Annotated in this window: 1 protein-coding gene; it reads left to right on the top strand. The window is 70.6% G+C overall.

Annotated features, from left to right (window positions below):
- Window positions 1-848, top strand: an 848-nt coding sequence (locus IG74_RS0144790; protein WP_030689640.1) for a beta-ketoacyl reductase, incomplete at both ends; no start/stop codon positions are given.

Genomic DNA, 848 nt, shown 5'->3' with positions numbered 1-848 from the left:
TTGTGCGGGTGGTCTCCGGTGGTTCGGATGTGGTGGGTGAGGTGTATGGGCGGGTCCTTGAGGTCCTGGAGCGGGTGCAGGCCTGGGTGGCGGACGAGGATCTCGCGGGTGAGCGGCTGGTGGTGGTGACCCGGGGTGCTGTCGATGCGGGCGGTGGTGTGCGGGACATGGCGGGGGCCGCGGTGTGGGGTCTGGTGCGGTCCGCGCAGTCGGAGAATCCGGGGCGGCTGGTGCTGGTGGACACCGATGACCTGGATGGCGTGGACGGTCTGCTTCCCGGGGTGCTGGCTCTGGGCGAGGAGCAGGTGGTGGTGCGGTCGGGTGCGGTGCGGGTGCCGCGCCTGGGCCGGGTACCCGCGTCGGGTGACGCTCCGGAGTCGGGGGTGTTCGGCGCGGGCGCGGTACTCGTGACGGGTGGTACGGGTGTTCTGGGTGGTTTGGTGGCCCGGCATCTGGTGGCCCGGCATGGGGTCAGGAAGCTGGTGTTGCTGTCTCGCCGTGGTGCGGAGGCCGAGGGCGCGAAGGAGTTGCGGGCGGAGCTGGAGGCGTCTGGCGCTGAGGTGGTGATCGCGGCGTGTGACGCGGCGGATCGTCAGGCTTTGGCTGGGGTGTTGTCGGGGTTGCCGGCGGGCTTCGCGTTGAGTGGTGTGGTGCATGCGGCGGGTGTGCTGGATGACGGGCTGCTGACGTCGTTGACGCGTGAGCGGGTTGAGCCGGTGTTGCGGGCGAAGGTGGACGCGGCATGGAATCTGCATGAGTTGACGGCGGGGTTGGACCTGTCGGCGTTCGTGCTGTTCTCCTCGGCGGCGGGCACGTTGGGCGGGCCGGGCCAGGGAAGCTACGCGGCG

The organism is Streptomyces sp. NRRL B-1347, assembly GCF_000720325.1.
Taxonomy (GTDB): domain Bacteria; phylum Actinomycetota; class Actinomycetes; order Streptomycetales; family Streptomycetaceae; genus Streptomyces.
The sequence above is the reverse complement of the archived record's forward strand: the minus strand, read 5'-3'. Positions and strand labels throughout refer to the sequence as shown.